Below are 20,640 nucleotides of genomic sequence, written 5' to 3' on the forward strand. Positions count from 1 at the left end.
GGTTTCCGTCCCCCGATTCGTGGTGCCGCTGACCGGTCAGCGATTGTCGGCCTGCTCCGCGACGTGTGTCATCAGGGCCCGGACGCCGTCCTCCCGCGACTGCGCGCTCTCCCCGTAGCCGAAGCTGTGGGTGAACTCGGCGTCGGGAAACAGTCGGCCCATCCACAGCGCACAGTAGTGGCCGGGCATCAGGCACGGCTCCAGCTCGCAGTACACCCGCAGGACGTCCCCGGCCGGCACACCCCCGGCCGACAGGCGGTACCACAGCAGTTCCTCGGGGTGCGGCAGTCCCGGCCGGGACACCTCGGTCACGATCTGCCTGTTCCCGTCCGCGTCCAGGACCTCGAACGCGGCCGAGCCGGCGATGTTCAGTGGGAGCCGCACATCGTCCAGCACCCGAGGCCACCACGCCTCCCGCTCGGCGAACGCGGCCGGGTCGAGCGCGAGCAGTTCCTCGCGCAAGTCGCGAAAGAGCGGGAAGCCCTCGACCGGCTCGTCCACCGCGGCGATCCGGGGCAACGCCTGATCGAGCGTCAGCAGCCCGGCGGCGAACGCCTCCACGCTGCTCGCGACGGGCATCTCCGGCAGATCGACGCCCAGGAACAGGGCCCGGACCGAGCCGTCGGCGGCGACGTAGATCTCCGCGCCCTGATCGGTGCCGAGCCGGACCCGCTCACGCACCGCGGGATCGGGCAGCGACTCCCCGACCGCGTCGGCGAACGCCCCGAGCGTGACGGGATGTTCGTCGTCCGCGCCGATGAAGTACGCGCCGACCTGCACGGGCATCGGCACACCGGCGAGTTGCGGCGAACTCGAAAAGCGCAGTCCGTCCCGGCCGAAGCGTTGACGGAGGGCGGCGGAGAGGTCGGAGTCCATGGTGATTCGAGTATCTCTCTTTCGACGGCGGGCCCGAGGTACGGCTCGATGTCCGCGCGATCAGCGCAGCGGATACAGGCCGTCGATGTACGAACCGAAATAGGGAATCCACAGGCTTTCGCCGCGGAAGGGAATCGGATCCAGCGGCTCGATCCGGGCCCGAATCGAGTCCGCGACGCGCCGGTACTCCTCGTTGCCCGGGCCCGTGCTCCCGGGTCGCGTGCGCGGGGTCCGCGTCCACAGGAGACACAGCATCGTGCACAACGAGGAGAGGTCGCCGTTGATCTCGCAGTACTCCGATCCGCCGTCCGCGAAGGCATGGATCCGGCCGGTCTTCAGCTGGAGGAAGATGTACCACTGTTGGATTCCGCCGAGCACGAGCACCGGACCGACGCCGTCGAGTTCGGGCAGATCGACCCCGTCGTCCGGGTCGCCGAGGTCCAGCAGGCGCGACGCCCGCGCGCCCGGTTCGCCGGCCAGGGCCGGGGCCATCTGGAACAGCCCCTGCGGGATCCCCACGTCGCACAGGAAGTCCAGGTCCTCGACCCGTCCCGGGACCTCGGCGAGCTCGGCACGCGAGGCGCGCACCACCCGGTCCTCGGGGAAGACCTCCAGCAGGCCGCGGCGGTCGATGTCGAAGATCATGAATCACTCCAGCTGTGTCCGGCGCCTTCGGCCCTCTCCCGGGCCTACCGGCCGCCTGCCCGGCCTTTCGAACCGCCTGCCGCCGTTCCGGCGGCTTCGAGTCTGCGGATCCCTACGGATATTGGTACGTGTATACACCGGCCAGCGGGCCGGTGTTGCCCGCGGCGTGCTGCTGCTGCAGGTCGTGCATGTACAGGTTGAAGGGGCCGTTGCGGTCCGCGCCGTCGAGCCGGCGCGAATCGAAGTCGGCGACGTGGCTCACCTCCAACGGAGCGTTTCGGCCGCTGCCGTTGAGGTGCATGTCCACCCAGATGTCACACCCGGCGCCACCGGTCTTGGGGAAGGGCTGGCACGGTGCCCGCTCGGTATAGAGCCGGGTCACGTCGTTCTGCATGCCGTTGTGCACCATCGGCAGGCCGATCGCCCGCTCGGAGTGCCCGCCGTTGTTGCCGCTGCTGCCCACCAGGATGAAATCGCCGCTGCGTCCGGAGGGATCCTGGTAATGCAGCGAGGCGTAGTTGTTGCCGCCGTAGTCGCTCTGTGCCCGGCGCACGTCCTCGACGGCTTGGGACAGGTCCGTGGGCTGTTGCAGGGGCTGTGATTGCACGGGGGTGCGCGGAGTGGGATTTCCGGTGTTGTTCTGTTCTTCCTTCGCGTACTTGTCGTAGCGGCCCTTGCCGCCGGGCACCGGCACACGTTTCGGTTTGCCGCGCGGAGTGACCTCGGGATTTCCGTCCTTGTCGGTCTTGATGTTGACCTTTATCGTGCCGTCCGGATTCAGTACCCGGTCGATACCGGAATTGCCGCCGGGTCGGACCGGGACGAGTTTGCCGTCGACCAGTTGATGGACCCGGCCGTCCTCGTCGACGAAGTACACGGGTGTGCGACCTTGCCCGGGCCGACCCTGACCGGACCCGCCCGGGTTCTTGCCGTCACCCGCGCCGGTCGGGCTGTCGCCGCCGCCGGGTTTCCTCGGGTCCGGGCCGCCGATCCGCTTCCCGAACCGCTTGAGGTTCTCCTCCTCGGTCGCGGTCGTGCGTTTGGCGCTCGTGCGCACATTGCCGGCGGTCTTGGCCACGGCCTGCTGGAGCGCGCCGCCGGCGCGGGAGTGGCCGGTGGACAACGGCTCGAAGACCTTGCCGAAGGTCTGCCCGAGGCTGTCCTTGTTCCAGAACGAGCCCTTGGCCTGGAGCACGCCGGTCAACTTGGTGTGCGCGGCCTCGATCCGGGCGGCGGAGGCGTCGATGCCTCGGGCGCCGGACTCGACGTGCTCCGGGACGTGCTTGAACCCGTTGGTGCCGGTGGGTGGCGGGCCGACGGGCTTGCCACCGGGTGCGCCGCCGTCCGTGGGCGGTGTACCGCCGGGCTTGCCCGAGGTGTCGGTGGTACCGGGCCGCTTGGGCGCCTTGGGCACGGCCGCCGGCGCGTCGCCCGGCTTCGATGCGCCGGGCGCGTCGTGTCCGTTGCCCGAATCGCCGCCCTTCGGACCCTTGTGCGTCTTGCTCATCGCCGATCGCCTCCCCGTAGGCCGTCGCGCGCGTTCGACGCTCCGGGAGGAGGCGGACGCAACCCGCCGAGGTGCGCTCGTGCGCGGAAGAGCCCGATCGGGCCGCCGCACGAACTACCCCCGTAGTGACCGAACGACGCTGCCAAACCTACGTTCGGTGCCCGGCGAGGCCAACCGGAATCGAGTCAAGTAATGCAAAGCGCAGGGAAGTTCGCGGGGCTTCCCTCGTCGTGGAGCCCGGCCGCGACGGACGCCGCGCCCGCGTCGGGCGAGCGGGAGCCCCGGGCACGCCGGAGGCGTGTTCGCCGAGGCGGGCGCCTCGGCGGGGCGTGCACGTACCGGGCGGGTGTCGGCGATCGCACCGACCGGGGTGGCCTCGGCTACGGGGCGTCCACATCCACCGAGGCGTCGGCCCGCGTTGCGGCAGTCGACGCGAAGCGGTCGGGCCCGCCGGACGGCCGGCGGGCCCTGGGTGAGACCGGGTGCGTGTGGTCGGCGGCTATCGCGCCTGGTCCGCCCCGGCCGGGGTGTGTTCGGCGGCGGGGGCCGTGCCGGGGGAGGGTGGTGAGCCGGCCGCCGCCTTGCCGCGTACGGCGAGTACGGCCGACACCAGGGCGGCCAGGCCGGCCAGGCCCGCCAACACCGAGATGCCGGGCAGGATGACGCCCAGGACGACGTTCTGCGCCTCGCGCCACGCGGAGTCGGTGAGTCGGAACAGCCCTATTCCGACGGCGGTCACCCCCAGGAGCGCGATCACCGCGTGCCAGATCACCGGGTTGGCCGGCCGTGGGTCGGTTGCCGGCCCGGGAGCCGGCGGGAACGGCGTACCGGTCGGGAGCGGCGACGCCTGAGGCGCGGCGGCGACGGGCGCACCGGCCGGAATCGGCGGGGCGGCGGGAAGCATCTCGTCCCACGCGTTCAGGCGCGGCGGCGCCGGCGCCGCGGACCCGTGGGCGACCTTGACGGTCTCGTCGTCGGTGCGTCCGCGCGCGGGCACGCCCGGCCCGTGCGCGACCTTGACGGTCTCGTCGTCGGTGCCGCCGGGCGCGGGGGAGTCCGGGTCCCGGGCGACCTTGACGGTCTCGGCGGCGGTGCCGCGCCGGATGGCCGGTACCCGGACCGGCGCGCCGCCGTCGTAGGGCTCCTTGGCCGCGGGCTTGTCGGCGGCCGGCGCGTCGTCGTCCTTGCCGATCGGAACGGCGGGCGTCGCCACGGGAGTCGTCGCGTCCGCGTCGGGGTCGACCCTGCCCGCCCCGGGAGCCGACTTCACACCGCGGCCATCGTCGTCCGTACCGACCGCCGGTTTCGCCGCGGGAGTTGCGTCGTCGGCCGGGGTGTCGGAGGTCGCGGCAGGTTTCCCGGTGCTCTTCTTGCCTGTCCGTACGGCCGGTGTCGCCACGGGGGTCGCGTCGTCGTCGGCCGGTGCGCCGGGAGTCGCGGCCGGCTTTTTGGTGCTCTTCCCGCCCGTGCGTACGGCGGGTGTGGCGACCGGGGTCGCGTCGTCGGCCTCGTCCGCACTCGCGGCGGCGGCGGGCGTGGCCGACTTCGCGTCGTCCTCGGCGCCGGCCTTGCCGGTGCGGCCTTTCGAGGTCGCCTTGCCCGCGCCCTTCCCGGGCGCCCGTGCGGCGGGCGTGGCCACCGGGGTCGCGTCGCCTTCATCGCCCGTGACGTTGTCGTCCCGGTCCGCGTCGGCCTTCGCCGCCGGCTTCTTGGCGCCCTTCCCGCCCGCGCGCACGGCGGGCGTGGCCACGGGAGTCGCATCGTCTTCGGCCTCGGCATCCCGGCCCTCGGCGGTTCGCTTCGCCGGTGTCGCCACCGGCGTCGAGTCCGCATCGGCCGGCTCCGTGGTCGCCGGCGCGGCCGGTGCGGGCACCTCGGCCGTCTCCGGGTCCTCCGCCTCGTCCCCGTCGCCCGAGCCCGCCCGCTCGGCGGCACCGGAAGCCGAATCCGAGCCCGAATCCGAGCCCGTGTCGACACCCGCGGACGCGGAGCGTGCGGAGAGTGCGGCCACGTCGTCCGGAAGCCAGTCCACGCCCGGATCCGCGGCAGCGAACCGTGCCACCAGGTCGGCCGCCGAAGGCCGCGCCGTGGGACGCTTCTTCAGGCAGTCGGCGACGATCTCGCGTAGCCAGTCCGGGAGTTCCGTCAGGTCCGGCATCTCGCGCACGACCTTCTGCGCGATCTCGGCGACCGACCCCGCACCGAACGGCGCCACGCCGGCCGCATGGCACAGCACCCCGCCCAGTGCGAACACGTCGATCGCCGGGCCTATGGAGCCGCCGGTGACCTGCTCCGGCGCGGGCAGCCCGGGTACGTCCACGACGCCCGTGCGGGTCATCCCGGCCGAACCGAGCGCCCGGGCCAGCGCGTAGTCCGCGACGCGCGGCCCGTCCGCCGCGAGCAGCACGTTCGCGGGCTTGAGGTCACGGTGCGTCAGGCCGGCCTCGTGGATCGCCGCGAGCCCCTCGGCCAACCCCGCGCCGAGCGCCCGCAACGTGTGTTCCGGAAGCGGTCCGTGCGCCGCGACCGCCGTCTCCAGGGACGGGCCGGCAACGTGCTCGACGACCAGCCACGGCGGCGTGCCGTCCGGGTCCGCGTCCAGCACGTGCGCGACGTGGGTACCGCCGACCTCCTGCGCGGTCGTGACGTCCTTGCGGAAGCGCTCGACGAACGTCGTGTCGGACGCCAGATCCGGCCGCACGAGTTTGACCGTGACGTGCTCACCGCCCGGCGCGCGCCCGAGGAACACCGCCCCCAGGCCACCCTGCCCCAGTCGGGCCGACAGTCGATACCGCCCGACAACCCCGGGATCGCCCGGCTTCAGCGGATCCATGACTGCCGCCCCCTCCATGTACGTGCCGTGCCAAGGCAGGGAGCGGCCGCAGGGCATACCACCGGCCCTGTCTGTCTCGCCTCCCCGCGGACTGTGCCGCAGCCTACCCTTCGAGCCGGGACCCCACCGAGGACCGGGACGAGCCTGTCGACGTCCCGTATCCCTTCTGTCGATCTTCCGCCGCCGGCGCCGCGGCATCCTCGGATCGCCGGGACATGTCCCGATTCGCGCCTTTGACCACGCTCCGCGTGCCCGGCTAGCTTCACCGCAACACGCGGTGACACCCGGCAACATCACCCCGCACGGCGAGGGAGCTCAACCGATGGCGATCGTTCTGGGGCCGAATCGATATGGCAAGGCCGAGGTACGGCTGGTCCGGGTCACCCGGATCACCGCGACCGAGCACGAACTGTGCGATCTCAACGTGTCCGTGTCGCTGTCCGGCGACCTCGCCGACACCCATCTGCGCGGCGACAACGCCCATGTGATCCCGACCGACACGATGCGCAGCGTGGTGTACGCCTTCGCGCAGGACGAACCGCTGCCTGCGATCGAGGCGTTCGGGCTGCGTCTGGCCCGGCACTTCGTCGACGCGTACGACCCGATCGACACCGCGCGCGTGCGCGTCCTGGAGTATCCCTGGATCCGGATCCCCGGCGCCCGCGGACCGCATCCGCACGCGTGGACCCGGGCCGCCGGCTCCCGGTACGCGGGTGTCCTGCACGGGCCGGCGGGTACCGAGGTCTGCTCGGGCCTGGCGGACGTCTCCGTGCTCAAGTCCACCGGGTCGGAATTCCACGGCTTCCTGACGGACCGATACACCACGCTGGCGCCGACCCGGGACCGCGTCCTGGCCACGAGCGTGTACGCGTGCTGGCGGCATCGGCGCGACGAGGACGGCGCGTCGATCGACTGGGACGCGTCGTTCGACGGGACCCGCGACACGTTGCTGCGCACGTTCGCCGAGACGCACAGCCTGTCCCTGCAACAGACCCTGTATGCGATGGGGGAGGCGGTGTTGACCGAGCGGGAGGGTCTGGTCGAGGTGCGATTGGAACTGCCGAACAGGCACCACGTACCGGTCGACCCGAGTCCGTTCGGCGGGCACAACGCGGGCGAGGTCTACCAGGTGACGGACCGGCCGTACGGCCTGATCGAGGGCACGGTCCTGCGCGACGACGCGGCGCCGGCGCTCGCCGACCTGCCCTGGCGGTAGCGCGGCAGGGCGCACCGCACGCCGCACCCGGCACGCCGCGGGGGCGAGGCACCGAATGGCGCCCCGCCCCCGCGTCCCCACCCCTCATCCCCCCGGATGAAAGTTCTTCGTCTGAAAGTTCTTCGTCGTCCCTTCGGGGCCCGGCGTTGGTCAGCCGAGGTTCTCGATCCCCGCGGTGCCCTTCTCGACGTCGAGGATCTCGACGGAGGAGACCTTGCGGGCGGTGTTGCTCTCGGCCCACTGCTTCGCCTCGTTGGCGAGCTTGCCGCCCTTGTCCATCCGGGCGGACTCGGCGGTCGGGTTCTCGGAGAGCGAGACCTCGGCCGGCAGCGTGGTGAGCACCGCGATGTCGTAGCCGGTGTAGGTCTTGGCGATGCGCACCTTGGTGACCAACGAGCCGTAGGTCGTGGTCTTCAGCTTGGCGAGCAGGTCGGCGGCGTACTTCTGTGAGCCGGCCTTGTCGGTGTCCTTTTCCGCGCCGTTCTCGATGCCGGCGGTGCCCTTCTCCTTGTCGAGCACCGATACCGAGGAGATGGTCAGAGTCGAGGAGTCCTGCACCCACTGCATGGCCTCGACCGCGAGCTTCTGTCCCTTGTCCATCCGGGCGTTCGCACCCTTGATGTCCTCGGTGATGGAGACCTCCGCGGGCAGCGTCGTGTTGACGGTGACCTCGTAGCGCTCGTACTGCTTCGCGATCCGGACCTCGGACACCAGGCCGCCGTGCTTGGTGGTCTTGAGGTAGGCCAGCAGGTCCTGGGCCGCCTTGTCGGCGCCGCCCTTGGCGTCCCCCTTGTCGTTCGCCTTGGGCGATTCGGCCTTGGGTGCGGCGCTCACGTCGGCCGCGCCGGTGGTCTTGGGCGACTCGACCGTGGCACTGGCCGCCTTGCCCTCGTCCTTCTTCTCCGGTCCGCAGGCGGCGAGCGAGCCGGCCAGGGCGATCGTCGCGGCGACGGCCACGGTGGTGATCAGGCCGCGGCGCCGTCCCCGCGAGGTCGCGGTCGAAGCGGACTGCGGACGGACGGTCGGCCGGGGAGCGAGCGCGGACATGAGGGATTCCCTTCGGTGGCACTGCGGGGTCGGAGCCGGAACGGCGCCGATCGGGTCGGTCGGCCCGAACGGCCGATCGTGGGACGACAGTGCGGTGCGGGTGTTTCCGGCGATGCTCCGTGCTGCCGAGGTCAATACAAGCAGTGCCTGTGAACGCTGTCAACAGCGAATCCGCTCACGCGGCAAGTCGCCTTCCTGTGGTTAACTCGCGAAGGTTCACAACCCCTGCCATCAGGAGGAGACGGTGCCTACCAGCCCCCAGGTCACCGCTGCCGAGATCGCCCGCATCGCGGGTGTCGGACGCGCCGCCGTGAGCAACTGGCGTCGGCGCTTCGACGACTTCCCGCGGCCCGTGGGTGGCAGCGACGCGAGCCCCACCTTCGCGCTGTCCCAGGTGGAGAGCTGGTTGCGCGCCCAGGGCAAGATCGCCGAGGTCGCCCCCGAGGAGCACCTGTGGCGCATGATCGCCGCCTCGGGCGACGTCCCCGAACGGCTCGCCGACCTCGGCGACCACCTGTTGGCCGGCTCGCCCGCGCCGGAGGGTCCGCACGCCGCGCTGCTGCGCGCCGCGACCGACCTGGCCGACACCCGCGGAGCGCCCGCGGTGTTCGCCGACCTCTATTCCCGATTCGCCGAATCGGCCGCCGGCCCGGGCGGCGTCACCCCCGCGGCCACCGTCGCGCTGATCGCCGAACTCGCGGGCGTGGGGCGCGAATCCGCGACCTCGGTGCTGAACCCCGCGACCACGCACGGCGACCTGCTGCTCGGCTTCGTGCGGTCCGCGCACACGCTGCGCGGGCAGACCGAGGCGCCGGCCCTGGCCCGGCTGGTCCGGGCCCGCATCGCGCTGCACCCGGACGCGGCACCGGGCACCGACATCGCCATCGCCGAGGGCGACGCGCTGCGCGCGGACGCGTGGCCCGGCGAACTGTTCGACACCGTCGTGGGCAACCCACCGTTCAACGACCGCAATTGGGGCCACGACGAACTGGCCTACGACCCGCGTTGGGAATACGGCCTGCCGGCGCGCACCGAGTCCGAACTCGCCTGGGTCCAGCACGCGCTCGCCCACACCGACGCCGGTGGGCGGGTGGTGCTGCTGATGCCGCCGGCCGTGGCGGCCCGGGGCTCGGGGCGCCGGATCCGGGCCGAACTGCTGCGCCGGGGTGCGCTGCGTGCGGTGATCGCGCTGCCCGCGGGCGCCGCGCCGCCGTTCGGGGTCGCCCTGCATCTGTGGATCCTGGAACGGCCCTCGGGTGCGCTGATGCCCTCACACGTGCTGTTCGCCGCGCTTGAGGACCCGGCCGAGGCGCGGGCCACCGTGGACGCCTGGCGCGAGTTCGGCACCGACCCGGGCGGTCTGACCGAGGTGCCCGGTCGACACCGCGCCGTGCCGCTGATCGAACTGCTCGACGACAACGTCGACTTGACCCCCTCGCACAACCTGCCCGAACGCACCGACCTGAACGTGGCCGAGCGGGTGCACGACGCCCGGGAACGTCTGCTCGCCCTGCTCACCCGGCTCCCCGCACTGGTGCCGGCCGTACCCGCCGCCGACGCGGGCGCGCCGACCTGGCGCGCGGTCGCACTCGCCGACCTGGCCCGCACCGGCGCGGTCACCCTGTACCGCAGCGCCTCGCGCTCCGGCCGCGCCGGCCAGGAGAGCCCGACCGGGCCGACCGTGCCGATGCTCACCACCACCGACCTCGCCGCCGCCGTCCCGCCGAGCGCGCGCCTGTCCGCGGCCGAGGCGGACGAGGCGCAACATCCGCGGATCCGGGCCGGCGACGTGATCGTGCCGACCCTGCTCGGCAGCGGCGAGAGCGGCTGGGCGGGCGCGGTCCGGGTGGCCGGAGCCGCCGAGCAGGACGCGGTGCTCGGGCCCAACCTGCACCTGCTGCGCCCCGACCCGGCCACCCTGGACCCGTGGTTCCTGGCCGGGTTCCTGACCGACCCGGCGCACGCCAAGCGGGCCGGCTACGGGTCCAGCATCGTCCGGGTCGACGTGCGCCGGATCGAGATCCCGCTGCTGCCGCCCGCTCGGCAGCGCGCGTACGGCGAGACCTTCCGGGCGCTGCGCGCGTTCGTGACCGACCTGCGCGGCGCGGCGGCGCTCGGCGAGGACCTGGGCCGGGGTCTGCTGGAGGGCCTCACCGCCGGACTGCTCCGACCGCCGGAGTAGTCGGAACAGCCGGGTGAGCGGGCCGGCGCGTCGTCGAGCCGTGCTAACGACTCCCCAGGGCCCGCAGGACGGCTTGCGAGCGGGCGCCGGGCGCGGCGGAGCGGAAGGGGGCCGGCGGCGTCAGGGCGGCCGCTGCGGCGGCCCAGTGCGGACCGGTGTAGCAGCGCACCAGGGCCTCGGCGGCGGCACGGTGCACGTCGCCCATCGAATACAGCTCCTCGCCCGGGACGATCCGGTGCCGCCAGCCGCCCCGCGGTTCGTCGGCCGGCCACTGGCGGTGGACCACCAGCCGGGGCTCGTCCGCGGGCTCCGGCGCGCTCAGCGTGGAGAGCGACAGGGGGTACGGGAGCAGCGGGCCGAGCAGGTCGCACAGGCCCCACAACACCGCGTCCGGGTCGGGCACCCCGTCCGCCTCGGACAGCGCGAACGTCTCCTCCGGCCGGGTGAGCACCGCCGAGACGACGTCCGTCAGCACGTCGGGATGCCGACCGGCGCGCAGGCGCAGCCCGACCCCGCGGCGGGCCTGCTCGGCGTGCAGCACCGCCGGGTCGAGCGGGGGCATGGGCCGGCCGCCCGGGTGGCCCGGATCGGGCCACTCGGTCGGGGCCGCGCCCAGAGCGAGCGCGTGCCGAGGCCCCATGAGCGCGGCCGATCCGACCTCGGCCCGGGGCGGGGCGATCAGGACCAGCGCGTGCGAGGCGGTGCGCCGGATCAGGGTCGGTCGCCCGCCCAGCGTCCCGAAGCGGACCGCGGACCGGCGCGGCCCGTAGTACCCGGCGCCCAGCGCGGGGCCGACCACCGGCGCCAGCACGGCGTGCCAGCGGCGCAGGTCCGGTTCGGACAGTGACGAGGCCAGTACGGTGGCCGCCCCCGTGTCGCCCACCTCGTAGCGGATCCGGTCGAGCATCGGCGTGCGGGCGTACGGATCCTCCGTGTAGCGCTTGGTCGGGGCGGGCGCGGGCCGGTCCACGGTGGGTTCGGTGGGCCGGGCAGCCGGTCGGGCCGGGCGCGGGCGTTCGGCGGAGGGAGCCCGGGCGGGCTCCGGATCGGGCGTGGGGCGCGGGGCCGACTCGACGGCGCGCCCCCGCGATCCGCGTCCGATCCGCCGCTCGTGCTCGTGGAGCAGTTCGAGCACCGGGCGCGGCAGCCATGTGGCCGCCTCGTGCGGTCGCCGGCGGCCGGTCAGCAGGTCGGCGAAGTCGGCGACCACCCGATCCGGCGTCGGGCGTCGATCGGCGCGGCGGCGCAGGCAGGACTCGACCAGCGGCAGCAGCGCGTCCGGCAGCCCGGTCAGGTCCGGGTCGCGGTTGCGCACGGCGCTCATCACCCGCATCGCGCTGCCCTCGTACGGTGCGTGGCCGGTGCCGGCGAACAGCAGCGTGGCGCCCATCGCGTACACGTCGGAGCGCACGGTGCCGGACTCGCCCTCGATCTGTTCGGGGGCCATGTACGCGATCGTGCCGACCAGATTGACGGTGTCCTGGTCCTCGGCCAGCGCGAGTCCGAAGTCGATCACCTTGGGGCCGTCCAGGGTGACCAGGATGTTGCCGGGGGCCAGGTCACGGTGCACCAGGCCGGCGCCGTGGATCGCGCCGAGCGCCTCGGCCACGCCGGCGGCCAGCCAGCGCACCGCGTCCGGCGGCAGCGGCCCGCACTCGTCGACCACCTCGCGCAGCGACGGCGCGGGCACGTACGCGGTGGCCAGCCACGGCCGCGCGGCCTCCGGGTCGGCGGCCACCACGGCGGCCGTGAACACCCCGCTGACCAGTCGGGCCGCGTGCACCTCGCGGGCGAACCGGCGGCGGAAGTCCACGTCGTGGTCCAGCTCGGCCAGGATGGTCTTGATCGCGACCAGGCGTCCCGCGGGGGACAGGCCGAGGAAGACCCGGGCCATCCCGCCCTGGCCGAGTCGGGAGAGCACCCGGTAGGGCCCGATCCGGCGGGGATCGTACGCGTCCAGGGGGGCCGGGCCCCGTCTCCTGACATCGGTCACGCAACGTCCCCCCGGCTACCCGATCGTGTGCCCTCATCATGGCGCCGCATGGGTGACACTCGTAGCGGGAAGCCCAAACGCGTGCACTGTTGCGACGATGACTCCGGGCGTCTGGACCCGCCACCCTGGGTCAGGTGACGCGGCTCACGGTTTGTCGCTCGAGTGGGAGGTGGCTGCGAGGTCGCCTCGCGCGCCTGCTATTCGTACTGATGCACACATGTCACAAAGACCGGAACCGCACGGACACGATCCGGGTGGCTGCCGGAGCCTGAGCCGAGAAGTAGGGGACCCCCATGAGCGAGGACTCGGTAGTACTGCGCCACCAAGGAAACGAGCACACTCTCCCGCTGGTCGAGGGCACCATCGGCGACACCGCCGTGGACATCTCGACACTTCGCGCCAAGACGGGGCTGGTGACCTACGACGGAGGGTTCGTCAACACCGCCGCGTGTAAATCGGCGATCACCTTCATCGACGGCGAGGAGGGCATCCTCCGCTACCGCGGTTACCCGATCGAGCAGATCGCCGAGCAGGGCACGTTCCTGGAGACGGCGTATCTGCTGATCTACGGCGAACTGCCGTCCGCGAGCGCCCTGGACAACTTCCGCGACGAGATCACCCAGCACACCCTGCTGCACGAGGACGTCAAGCGGTTCTACGACGGCTTCCCGCGCGATGCGCACCCGATGGCGATGTTGTCGTCCGTGGTGTCCGCGCTGTCCACGTTCTACCAGGACAGCCACAACCCGTTCGACGAGGAGCAGGTTCGGCTGTCGGCGATAAGGCTCCTGGCGAAGCTGCCGACGATCGCGGCCTACGCGTTCAAGAAGTCGGTCGGGCAGCCGATGCTCTACCCGGACAACTCGCTCGGCTACGTCGAGAACTTCCTGCGGATGACCTTCGCGGTCCCGGCCGAGTCGTACAAGGCCGACCCGGTCGTGGTGGACGCGCTCGACAAGCTGCTCATCCTGCACGGTGACCACGAGCAGAACTGCTCGACCTCGACGGTGCGACTGGTCGGCTCCAGCCAGGCGAACATGTTCGCGTCCATCTCGGCCGGCATCAACGCGCTGTGGGGCCCGCTGCACGGCGGCGCCAACCAGCAGGTGCTGGAGATGCTGGAGCAGATCAAGAACGACGGTGGCGACATCGACTCGTTCGTGAACAAGGTGAAGAACAAGGAAGACGGCGTGCGCCTGATGGGCTTCGGCCACCGGGTGTACAAGAGCCGCGACCCGCGCGCGACGATCATCAAGAAGGCCGCCGACGACGTCCTGTCCCGGATGGGCAAGAAGGACGAACTGCTGGACCTCGCGATGCAGTTGGAGGAGCGCGCCCTCGCGGACGACTACTTCGTCGAGCGCAAGCTCTACCCGAACGTGGACTTCTACACCGGCCTCATCTACCGGGCGATGGGCTTCCCCACCGAGATGTTCACGGTGTTGTTCGCGATCGGTCGGCTGCCGGGCTGGATAGCGCACTGGCAGGAGATGATCGCCGACCCGAAGGCGAAGATCGGCCGCCCGCGCCAGGTGTACACCGGCGTCGCGCTGCGCGACTACACCCCCATCGGTGCCCGCTGACCGCAGAGCACACGCGAAAACGATCTCGGAGTCGAACACCTCGAACCACGGTTCGAGTCCCTCGACTCCGAGATCGTTTTGTTTGTCCGGGGCGACTTCCGTGCGGCGGAACGAGCCGCCGGGCCGGCCCCGAGTGTGCGGGCCGGCCCGGCGTGGTCGTGCCGAAGCGCGCCGGAGTCGCTCGTGGGCGGTGCAGCGCTCTCGATCGACCCCGGTGCGGGAGACTGTACGCGAACTCCCGATTGATCGGTAGTTTTGTGACCTCGACGTGACCTATGGAGCGGACTCGTCCCACGGGACGAGCGTCGATCGAGGTCGCGTCGTGATCAGCCGGCGGGCGTCGCCACCGAGGGGCCCTTTCCGGTGGCCGCGTCGAGTACGTACAGATGCCGGTCGGCACTGCCCACGAAGAGCAGCCCGTCGGCCACGACCGGCGAGGTCACCCGGCCTCCGGTGGTGAAGCGCCAGCGGGGCTCGCCGCCCAGGCCGACCGCTATCACCGAGCCGTTGCTGCTGCCCGCGTACACGATGTCGTCGCCGACCACCGGTGAGGTGACCCACCCTTCGGCGCCGAACCGCCACACGCAGCGCGTGGTGTTGACGTCGACCGCGTACAGCCCGCCGTCACCGCTGCCGAAGAAGGACAGGTTGCCGGCCGTGGCGGGCTGGGCCACCGGACCGCCCGCACCGAACCACCCGCGCATCGCGCCGTCGGTGGCGTTGAGCAGGTAGAGGTACTGGTCGGTGCTGCCGACGTGCACGATGCCGTTCGCCACGGTCGGCGAGGACACCCAGCCGCCGGTGGCGAAGCGCCACCGGCACCAGCCGGTCGCGGCGTCCAGCGCGTACACGCAGCGGTCGCTGGAGCCGAAGTAGACCGTGCCGTCCACGACGGTGGGCGAGGTGGCCCAGCCGCCGGTGGGGAAGCGCCAGCGACATCGGCCGGTGGCCGCGTCCACGGCGTACAGCGCGTTGTCGCTGGAGCCGAAGTACACGGTGCCGTCGGCGACCACGGGAGCGGCCACCACCTCGCCGCCGGTGGGGAAGCTCCAGCGCCACTGACGCGAGGTCAGCTCCAGTGCGTAGACATGGTTGTCCTGGCTGCTGAGGTACATCAGCTCGCCGTCCACGGCGGGCGGGTGCGACCAGCCCGACGAGTCGAACCGCCACTCGCGGGTGGCCAGGTGCAGGGTGTGCAGCCCGTTGTCGTTGCTGTGCACGTGCACGCGCGCGGTCCGACCGGAACCCGCGCGCACCGGCGGGGTGAGGATCTCCCCGGTCGCGGTGAACCGCCACACCGGCGACGTCTCCAGACCGCCGGTGGGGGTGCGCGGCGGAGTGGGGTGCTGGCGCGGCACGTCGGGCCCGCTCTCCGGCCATGTGACCGGAGAGTTGGGTATCGCCGCGGGCGGCCTGGCCACCCGTTCGGTCGGCAGTGCCGGCGACGGGGACGACGTGGACACCTGTCGCCCCGCGACCGGACGCGGGCCACCCGGCTGCCCGGTCACCGGCGTGTTCGTCGGCGGCACCGGCGGTCGGGGCGGCGGCTTGCGAGTCGGATTGGTCGGCGGGCGCTGCGGCGGTGGCGGCGCGGGCCGGTGCGTCTCGGGGCGCGGCGCCGGACGCGGCTCCTCGCGCACCTGGTTGGGCAGCTTGCCCATGTTGTTCGGATCCGGGCGGACGTTCTCCGGCAGCTGGGGAAGCTCCGGCTCGACCACTTCGCGCACCGGCGGCGTACGCGGGCCCATCGTCGGGCGGTACTGGCTCTCGAACCGCTGCACCATCGCCGACGCGTTGTCCGGCAACTGGCTGTCCGCGTCGCTGTCGTCCAGGAGCGGCGCGAGCTGGTTGAGCAACTGGGTCGGGCTCGGCCGGTGTTCCGCGGCGCGCTGCATACACAGGTTGACCAGACCGGTCAGCTCCGGCGGCAGCCCGTCCAGGTCGGGGGAGCCGGTGACCAGGCGCAACAGCGCCTCGGCGGGCTTGCGGTCGGGGTAGGGCGAATGCCCGGTAGCGGCGTAGACCAGCGTCGCGCCGAGCGAGAACATGTCGCTCGCCGGCGTGATGTCCCGGACACCCTGCGCCTGTTCCGGCGACATGTACGCCGGTGTCCCGACCGCGACGCCGGTCATGGTGAGCGAACCGAAGTCGGCGGCGCGCGAGATGCCGAAGTCGATCACCTTGGGCCCGTCACTGGCCACCAGCACGTTGGACGGCTTCAGGTCGCGGTGCACCAGCCCGGCGGCGTGTACGGACTCCAGCGCCTCGGCGATGCCCGCGGCCATCCAGCGCACCGCGCGCGGCGGCAGCGGGCCGCACGCGCGGACCAGCGATTCGAGCGAGGGCGCGGGCACGTACGCGGTGGCCAGCCACGGCACCGCGGCGTCCGGATCGGCGTTGACCACGGCGGCGGTGAACACGCCGCTGACCCGGCGGGCCGCGGCCACCTCCTGGGCGAAGCGCGCGCGAAAGCCCGGGTCGCCGCCCAGTTCCGAGCGGATCGTCTTGATCGCGACGAGTCGCCCGAAGGGCGAACGCCCCAAATAGATGCGGCCCATGCCACCGGCACCGAGTCGGCCGAGCACCACATAGGGGCCGATCCGTTCCGGATCCCCCTTGGCCGGTGGCTCACCCGGCCATCCGTGTTCCGTCACAATCCCCCCGAAGTCGCCCCACCGCCCATCATCCCCGCCGAGCGGCCGTTTCGACAGGAACAGGCGGGAGGAGTGCCACGGCGCCGGTCGTCCCGTCGTCGCGATAGAGGTGCCCCGGGGTGGAGCACCCGCTGCCTGTCGCAGGGTACCCGCCTGCCCGGGCTGCCGCCCACGCCGCGTCCCGCTTCGGCCGAAACACAGGGGATTCCCCCGGACGCCGATCACGAAGAGTGGCCACGGAAGCGGAAATTCCTGCTCCGATCGGCCCGAATCGGACGCATCATGCCCACGGACACGAACACCCGGACTCGGTTCGATGCGAACCGGGCCCGGGCATCGCGGTACTGACGGTTTGTCAGTATGTCTGCAAGTCGGCCTAGTGCAGGCCGGCGGGAGCTTCGGTCGGCAGGTCGGACTTGCCGACCCGCAACACCGCCACGGCGACCACGGCGGCGATGCCGAGCAGGATCGAGGCGGTCAGGAAACCGGCCGTGTAGCCCTCGGTGAGGGCAAGGTTCCGAACCGCTTCGTTGTTGAGCGCCTTCTCGCCGAGCTTGCCGAACTGGTGCTTGAACTCGTCGTCCCGGGCATTCGTGTAGATCGTGGTCAGCACCGCGATCGCCACCGCTCCGCCCACCTGCTGGGTGACGTTGAGCATCGCGGAGCCGATGCCCGCGTCCTCCGGGGCGATTCCGGCCACCGCGGTGGCCATGATCGCGACGAAGATCAGGCCCATGCCCAGACCGAACACGACCATCGCGGGCAGCAGGCCCACGACGTAGTTCGAGTCGACCTCGAGCAGGGACAGGTAGAACAGCCCCAGGCCGGCCAGGATCGGACCCACCGTCAGCAACACCCGCGGCCCGATCTTGGGCAGCATCACGCTGGTGAACTGGGCCGAGACCATCACGCCCGCGCACAGCGGGAGGTAGGCCAGGCCGGCCTTGATCGGCGAGTAGCCCGCGACGATCTGCATGTAGAGCGTGATGAAGAAGAACGCGCCCATCATGCCGCCCGCGGCGAGCGCCATCACCACGTAGCTCGCCGAGCGGTTGCGGTTGCGGAACAGCCGCATCGGCATCAGCGGCCGCTCGACCCGAAGCTCGATCGCGATGAAGGCCGCGAGCAGCACCGCCGACACGATCAGCGAACCCACCGTCAGCCCGTCGGTCCAACTCTTGTCCGCGGCGCGGATGACGCCGTAGACCAAGGCGGTCACACCGAGAGTGGAGGTCAGCGCACCGGGGATGTCCAACCGGCCGCGCCAGATCGCCTTCTCGCCGGTCTGGGCGTCGTCGGGAATCGCCAGTGGCAGCGCCGCCACGAGTGCTATGCCGATCGGCACGTTGACGAACATCACCCAGCGCCAGGACAGGTACTCGACCAGGAGGCCACCCATGAGGAGCCCGACCGCCGAACCCATGCCCGACACCGCCGCGTAGACGCCGAACGCCTTGTTGCGTTCCGGTCCTTCCTCGAAGGTGGTGGTCACCAACGACAGGACCGCGGGGGCCACCATCGCGCCGCCGACGCCCTGCAGGGCCCGTGCGGCGAGCAACAGCGCCTCGCTCGTGGCGAACCCGCCGAGCAGGCTCGCGACGGTGAACACGATCAGGCCGAGCGCCAGCAGGCGGCGTCGGCCGAAGAGGTCACCGAGCCGACCACCGAGCAGCAACAGGCCGCCGAAGGTCAGCATGTAGGCGTTCATCACCCACGAGAGCGATGTCTCGCTGATGTCGAGCGCCTTGCCCATGTCGGGCAGGGCGATGTTCACGATGGTCGCGTCGAGCACGATCATCAATTGGGCCCCTGCCAGCAGGGCCAGGGCCAGTCCGCGACGCGCGTGGGGCGCGTCGACGGACGGGGATCCGGTCGAGCCGGCGACCTCGGAAGGTGCCGTCGTCATGGATTGCCTCGCATTACTAGTGGACGTGAGCGTTCTCTACGCGAATCTAGAGGTTTTGCCTTAGAGAACGCAAACGTTTTCTGTACCATGGCGAGCGGAGGCGAGAGTGAGCACAGGAGTACGCGCGGGGCACGTCGAGACAGCCCTGCTGGTCACCGACTACCGACAGCGCCCCCGAAAGCGTGGCATCACGCTGGAGCGAGCGATCACCGAGGCGGTGCTCGCCGAACTCGGCGAGCGCGGCTACGGCGCGCTGACCTTCGAAGGCGTCGCGACCCGAGCCGGGACCGGCAAGTCGGCGCTGTATCGCCGCTGGCCGGACAAGATGAGCATGGTCGCCGACGCGCTCTCCGCCGCGCTGCCGGATCCGCAATCGCTGACGCTGCCCGGCGGCTTGCGCGCCGACCTGATCGTCTACCTGGAAACCGTCGCGCAGGGCATGCTCGGCCCGCTCGGTCTGGGCATGCGGGTGCTCAGCGCCGAGATGAACCGACACCACGAGTTCGCCGAGATGTGGGAGCACCGGGTGATCGGGCCGTGGCAGGCCCTCCTGGCGGAGCTGATCACCGACGCGATCGCCCGCGGCGAGGCCCGCACGGGCGCGCTGGCCCCCGAATGCGTGCTCACCGGCCCCTCGGTGTTGTGCCAGCGGTTCACCCTCACCGGCGTGCCGATGTCCAGGGCCGAGATCGAATCCCTGGTCGACAACGCCCTGGTGCCGATGATGGCGGCCAGGGACTGATCCGAGAGCGGGTCGGGGCGGTCGCGGCCGCCCCGACCCGGTCGGTCAGTGGTGCGCGGGCGCGCCGGTCCCGGCCGGCGGGGTGCCGGTGCCGCCGCTCGTGCTCGCGAGCATGCGCTTCATCCGCGTGACCTCCTCCGCCTGCGACGTACGGATCGCCTCGGCCAGCTTGCGGGCCTGCGGGTCGGTGCCCTTGGCGAGCTCGTCCCGGGCCATCGCGATCGCGCCCTCGTGGTGCACGATCATCAACTCCAGGAATCGCCGATCGAACTCGACGCCCGACGACTTTCCGAACGCCGCCATCTCGGCGGCCGACATCATCCCGCCCATGTCATGCCCCGTCGGCGCCGCGAGCGGCCTGCCCCACCCGGTCAACCAGCCCTTGAGCATGGCGATCTCGGGAGCCTGCGCCGCCTCGATCGCCGCGGCGAGCCGCTTCACCTCGGGATCGGCCGCCTTGCCCGGAGCCTGCCCGGCCATCTCCACGGCCTGCTCGTGGTGCGGAATCATCATCTGCGCGAACATCACGTCGGCCTCGGAGAAGCTCGCCGAGGCTCCCGCGCCGCCCGGCGAACCCGGCGCTGCGGCGGGCGTGGTGGGGGCGCTGCCGCCCCGGTCGTCCTTGCCGTCCCCGCCGCACGCGGCGAGCAGGAGGGTGCCCGCGAGCGCGAGCATGGCCAGGTTGCGGGCGCGCCGAAGGCGCCCGTCGGAATGCGATTGCATGGGTTTCGACTCCCGGTCGTGACTGCGGTCCGGCCGGCGCGTACTCGCGCGGACCGGTCGGGCTGACGTGGCGTCACGGGCCGCGGCCCGCAACCGAGTCGGCCTATCTGCGCAGCACCGAGAGTTGCGCCGGGTCGGGCGGCCGAGGCGCCGGCAGCACGGCCCGCAACAGCCCCCACAGGCCACCGCCGACCCCGCCGCGCCTTCCCCCGCGAAGCGCGTCCACGCGACCCCGGACAAGGGCGATCAGCCCCAGCGCGAGGCCACCCAGCAGGACCGCGACACAAACCGACGCGGGACTCGGCCCGGAATGCCCGTCGTGCCCGGACGCGGGCCGCTCCGGACCGCCGAGGTGCCGGTCATGACCACCCGCATCACCCATCGACATCGAAGCCGGCGCGGCCTGTTGCGGATGGCCAACGGTATGCATTCCGGCGGTGCCGAGCAGGAGCAGCAACAAAAACAACAACCGCCCCAGTGAGGCCCCACGCCGGCTACCACCAACCACTCCCACAGCACCCCCCGCCCCAGAGCCCGACTCGACCAGCCTACCCGTACGGGGTACCTGCATAGACGCACAGTCGCGTGCTGCGGCAACGACCCGGTCCAGTCGAGGTTCCAGACACCCCGACGAAGCCTGCTCCGACCCCGCAGCCCCCGGTGTAGCCACCCACGGTCCGTCGAATCAGCCGCGGCGAGGTGCCGAACTTCCCCCGACCCACCAACCCCAGCC

At 71.9% G+C, this 20,640-nt stretch carries 13 protein-coding genes; 4 read left to right on the forward strand and 9 right to left on the reverse strand.

Annotated elements, in window-relative coordinates; all coding sequences use genetic code 11:
* Nucleotides 1-36: 36 nt before the first annotated feature.
* The 4 genes from A3IC_RS0139285 to A3IC_RS63265 all read right to left on the reverse strand — a co-directional run bounded on the left by A3IC_RS0139285 (nucleotide 37) and on the right by A3IC_RS63265 (nucleotide 5,861).
* Nucleotides 37-876: a nucleic acid/nucleotide deaminase domain-containing protein gene (locus A3IC_RS0139285; protein ID WP_026219261.1), complete on the reverse strand. Its 840-nt coding sequence runs from the start codon at nucleotides 874-876 to the stop codon at nucleotides 37-39.
* Between the two features lie 60 nt (nucleotides 877-936).
* Nucleotides 937-1,521: an SUKH-4 family immunity protein gene (locus A3IC_RS0139290; RefSeq protein ID WP_020555557.1), complete on the reverse strand. Its 585-nt coding sequence runs from the start codon at nucleotides 1,519-1,521 to the stop codon at nucleotides 937-939.
* A 112-nt stretch (nucleotides 1,522-1,633) separates the two neighbouring features.
* Complete coding sequence (locus A3IC_RS0139295) at nucleotides 1,634-3,028, reverse strand: hypothetical protein (RefSeq protein ID WP_026219262.1); 1,395 nt, start codon at nucleotides 3,026-3,028, stop codon at nucleotides 1,634-1,636.
* Nucleotides 3,029-3,527: 499 nt separating this feature from the next.
* On the reverse strand, nucleotides 3,528-5,861 hold the full coding sequence (locus A3IC_RS63265) for a serine/threonine-protein kinase (protein WP_020555558.1): 2,334 nt from the start codon (nucleotides 5,859-5,861) through the stop codon (nucleotides 3,528-3,530).
* A 322-nt stretch (nucleotides 5,862-6,183) separates the two neighbouring features.
* Between A3IC_RS63265 and pucL the strand changes: the two genes are divergently transcribed.
* Complete coding sequence (gene pucL, locus A3IC_RS0139310) at nucleotides 6,184-7,077, forward strand: factor-independent urate hydroxylase (RefSeq protein ID WP_026219264.1); 894 nt, start codon at nucleotides 6,184-6,186, stop codon at nucleotides 7,075-7,077.
* Between the two features lie 150 nt (nucleotides 7,078-7,227).
* Here pucL and A3IC_RS0139315 read toward each other — a convergent pair whose 3' ends face one another.
* The gene (locus tag A3IC_RS0139315) at nucleotides 7,228-8,124 is read right to left on the reverse strand and encodes a hypothetical protein (protein ID WP_158696285.1); all 897 of its coding nucleotides are present in this window, start codon (nucleotides 8,122-8,124) and stop codon (nucleotides 7,228-7,230) included.
* 244 nt (nucleotides 8,125-8,368) lie between these two features.
* Between A3IC_RS0139315 and A3IC_RS0139320 the strand changes: the two genes are divergently transcribed.
* A complete protein-coding gene (locus tag A3IC_RS0139320; protein ID WP_026219263.1) occupies nucleotides 8,369-10,306 on the forward strand; it encodes an N-6 DNA methylase in 1,938 nt (645 codons plus the stop codon).
* Nucleotides 10,307-10,349: 43 nt separating this feature from the next.
* Here A3IC_RS0139320 and A3IC_RS71750 read toward each other — a convergent pair whose 3' ends face one another.
* Nucleotides 10,350-12,299: a protein kinase domain-containing protein gene (locus tag A3IC_RS71750; RefSeq protein ID WP_052174016.1), complete on the reverse strand. Its 1,950-nt coding sequence runs from the start codon at nucleotides 12,297-12,299 to the stop codon at nucleotides 10,350-10,352.
* Between the two features lie 293 nt (nucleotides 12,300-12,592).
* On the opposite strand from A3IC_RS71750, the gene A3IC_RS0139330 reads away from it, so the two are divergent.
* The gene (locus tag A3IC_RS0139330; protein WP_020555562.1) at nucleotides 12,593-13,882 is read left to right on the forward strand and encodes a citrate synthase; all 1,290 of its coding nucleotides are present in this window, start codon (nucleotides 12,593-12,595) and stop codon (nucleotides 13,880-13,882) included.
* 326 nt (nucleotides 13,883-14,208) lie between these two features.
* Here A3IC_RS0139330 and A3IC_RS59175 read toward each other — a convergent pair whose 3' ends face one another.
* Nucleotides 14,209-16,536, reverse strand: coding sequence for an outer membrane protein assembly factor BamB family protein (locus tag A3IC_RS59175; protein ID WP_020555563.1), 2,328 nt, complete (start codon nucleotides 16,534-16,536; stop codon nucleotides 14,209-14,211).
* A gap of 376 nt (nucleotides 16,537-16,912) precedes the next feature.
* Complete coding sequence (locus A3IC_RS0139340; protein WP_020555564.1) at nucleotides 16,913-18,442, reverse strand: MFS transporter; 1,530 nt, start codon at nucleotides 18,440-18,442, stop codon at nucleotides 16,913-16,915.
* A gap of 106 nt (nucleotides 18,443-18,548) precedes the next feature.
* Here A3IC_RS0139340 and A3IC_RS59180 point away from each other — a divergent pair, with 106 nt between their 5' ends.
* Nucleotides 18,549-19,184, forward strand: a complete 636-nt coding sequence (locus A3IC_RS59180) for a TetR/AcrR family transcriptional regulator (RefSeq protein WP_020555565.1) — start codon at nucleotides 18,549-18,551, stop codon at nucleotides 19,182-19,184.
* 45 nt (nucleotides 19,185-19,229) lie between these two features.
* Here A3IC_RS59180 and A3IC_RS0139350 read toward each other — a convergent pair whose 3' ends face one another.
* Nucleotides 19,230-19,907, reverse strand: a complete 678-nt coding sequence (locus A3IC_RS0139350) for a DUF305 domain-containing protein (protein WP_020555566.1) — start codon at nucleotides 19,905-19,907, stop codon at nucleotides 19,230-19,232.
* Nucleotides 19,908-20,640 lie beyond the last annotated feature (733 nt).

The sequence above is a fragment of the Embleya scabrispora DSM 41855 genome, from assembly GCF_000372745.1.
GTDB lineage: Bacteria > Actinomycetota > Actinomycetes > Streptomycetales > Streptomycetaceae > Embleya > Embleya scabrispora.